Below are 2,424 nucleotides of genomic sequence, written 5' to 3' on the forward strand. Positions count from 1 at the left end.
ACATAGATCTGCTGCGCCGAGGCGATGAAGCCGAACATGGCGCCGAAAACGAAGGTACTGGCGAAGGCATAGCAGATGGCAATGCGGTTGGTGAGCACGATGCGAAAGCCACCGACAATCGAGTTCACGCTCAGCGGTCGGCGATGTTCGGGGTGCAGTGTTTCAGGCAGGCGAAGCAGCGACCAGGTCGAGACGACGAGCGCACCGACGGCCATGGTGACGAAGATCCAATGCCAGGTCGCAAACAGCATGATGAACTGGCCGATGCCGGGAGCAATGACCGGTATCGCCATGAACACCATGAAGATCAGCGACATCACCTCGGCCATGCGCCGGCCGTCGAATGTGTCGCGCACGATCGAGACGGCGATGACGCGGGTCGCGGCCGCACCGATGCCTTGCACGGCCCGGCACAGCAGAAGTGTTTCAAAGCTTGGTGCAACGGCGGCCGCCGCGGCCGCGGCGACATAGATCACCAGCCCGGCGACCAGCGGTGCGCGACGGCCGAAGCGATCCGAGATCGGCCCGAAGAACAGCTGGCCGCCGCCGAAGCCCAGAATGTAGGCCGTTATGACGTACTGCCGGTGGTTTTCATTTTCGACGCCGAGCGAGGCGCCGATCTGCTGCAGAGCCGGCAGCATGATGTCGATGGCCAGCGAATTCAGCGCCATCAGCGCCGCGCACAACGCGATGAACTCCCAGCGTGGAATAGGCAGTTTGCTTGCCGATTGCGGCGCTGATTTTTGCTGGTCCACGGCAAGTCCGATCTTTCAAACGAAAATGCGCCGGCGGGCCGGCGCATTGGCTCGTCTTGGTCCTGGGTTCAGGACATAAAAATTGCCGAGGTGGGGCTGCCCTGGCGTTTGGTGCACGTCGCCCGAAACTGTACGGCTGTTTCAGGCAGACGACATGCACGAAAAACAGAAATCAGGCGGCGCCTTTGACGCTGACGCCCTTTTCTACCAGGAATGTCAGGAGTTCGCCCGCCTGGAACATCTCGCGGATGATATCGCAGCCGCCGACGAATTCGCCCTTGACGTAGAGCTGCGGGATCGTCGGCCAGTTGGAATATTCCTTGATGCCCTGGCGCAGTTCGGTGGAGTCCAGAACGTTCACGCCTTTGTAGTCGGCGCCGATATAGTCGAGGATCTGGACGACCTGGCCGGAAAATCCGCATTGCGGGAAACCGGGCGTGCCCTTCATGAAAAGGACGACGTCGTTGCCCTTCACTTCGTTGTCGATGTAGTCGTTGATACCGCTCATGGAATATCCTTTCCCGCCTGTGGGAGTCAGGCTCGAAACATATCCCTTCAAATAAACCCAACGATTGCCCGAAACAAGACTTTAGCCGAGCCGTGGCTGAAATGGCGCAAAGGATGGGCCGTGTTGGGCCAAGCAGTCCCCTCGACACCGACTCGTGAGGTTGCGGTCTATATTCCGGCGCGGGTCAGTCGGGAACGCTGGTCTGCAAGGCGAGTGCGTGCAGCACCCCACCCATATTGCCCTTCAGCGCGTCGTAGACCATCTGGTGCTGCTGGACGCGGCTTTTTCCCCGAAAGCTCTCGGCCACCACCTCGGCCGCATAATGGTCGCCGTCGCCGGCGAGGTCGCGAATCGTCACCTTGGCGTCCGGAATGCCGTCCTTGATCAGTTTTTCGATGTCGTGGGCATCCATTGCCATGGCAAAATCCTGTTTCGAGCGCCGGTAGCCGGCCATAAGATGAGAGTCGGGCGAGCCTAAAGCCTTTCCGGTCCGGATTGAAGCCGTTCTGTCCCGCCAAGGGCAAGACGGTTCCGGGAACCTCAGGGAGGACCTAGGCCGGTGGGCTTGCTTCATCCTCAGCAACGTCCTCGCGCGTCGAGAAAGCGCGACCAAGGCTGAAGGCCAGCACATAGAGCGGAACGTTGACAGCCAGGCTGACGATGGGAAGATAACTCGTCATCTGCCAGGCGGTCGAGAAGAACGGTTGTCCGTAACCGTCGCAGACAAGTGACGAGCCGTACTCCCACAACGCCCCGACGACCGCCGCGCTGGCAAAAAGCTTGATGCAGGTGACGATATGCCTTGCCCGTGCCGGATCCGGCGCGAGGCGGCCCCACAGCACCAGGCAGACGATCGGGACCGCGTAGATGAGGTTCTGCAGCGCCAGCATCGGGATGGCGCCGTTGGCCGCGGCAAGAAACTGCACGCGCGTTTCCAGCCGGGAGCAAACCTCGCTCGAGGTCGTCGACAGCAGGAAAAAGACGAACGGCCCGAGGAACCAGAAGAAGAACAGCGACGGCCAGAAAACGACTGCAAGCAGCGCCCGGGCGGCCAGTGTGGTCAACTGGCCTGATCCATGAAGCGCGGGAACCAGCCTTCGTGGCCCCCGGTCAATTCGCTGACCGGGATTGACCGCGCCTCGCCAAGCTTCAGCACGCTGC

General features: G+C 61.0%; 4 protein-coding genes. All 4 read right to left on the reverse strand.

Annotation, left to right across the window (positions count from 1 at the left end):
• Positions 1-671 (reverse strand): MFS transporter (locus EN935_RS31240; protein WP_245489095.1); only part of this gene is annotated, 671 nt, incomplete at its 3' end.
• 256 nt (positions 672-927) lie between these two features.
• Positions 928-1,263, reverse strand: coding sequence for a Grx4 family monothiol glutaredoxin (gene grxD / locus EN935_RS31245; RefSeq protein WP_127264258.1), 336 nt, complete (start codon positions 1,261-1,263; stop codon positions 928-930).
• Between the two features lie 184 nt (positions 1,264-1,447).
• Positions 1,448-1,681 (reverse strand): BolA family transcriptional regulator, encoded by a 234-nt coding sequence (locus EN935_RS31250; protein ID WP_010909092.1) that lies wholly within the window; start codon positions 1,679-1,681, stop codon positions 1,448-1,450.
• Positions 1,682-1,814: 133 nt separating this feature from the next.
• The gene (locus tag EN935_RS31255) at positions 1,815-2,327 is read right to left on the reverse strand and encodes a hypothetical protein (RefSeq protein ID WP_127264260.1); all 513 of its coding nucleotides are present in this window, start codon (positions 2,325-2,327) and stop codon (positions 1,815-1,817) included.
• Between the last annotated feature and the right edge of the window lie 97 nt (positions 2,328-2,424).

This window comes from Mesorhizobium sp. M7D.F.Ca.US.004.03.1.1, from assembly GCF_003998635.1.
GTDB lineage: Bacteria > Pseudomonadota > Alphaproteobacteria > Rhizobiales > Rhizobiaceae > Mesorhizobium > Mesorhizobium loti.

Coding starts and splice junctions, on each gene's coding strand:
- grxD (WP_127264258.1), bottom strand. CDS start 1,263: ATGAGCGGTATCAACGACTACATCGACAACGAAGTGAAGGGCAACGAC.
- EN935_RS31250 (WP_010909092.1), bottom strand. CDS start 1,681: ATGGCAATGGATGCCCACGACATCGAAAAACTGATCAAGGACGGCATT.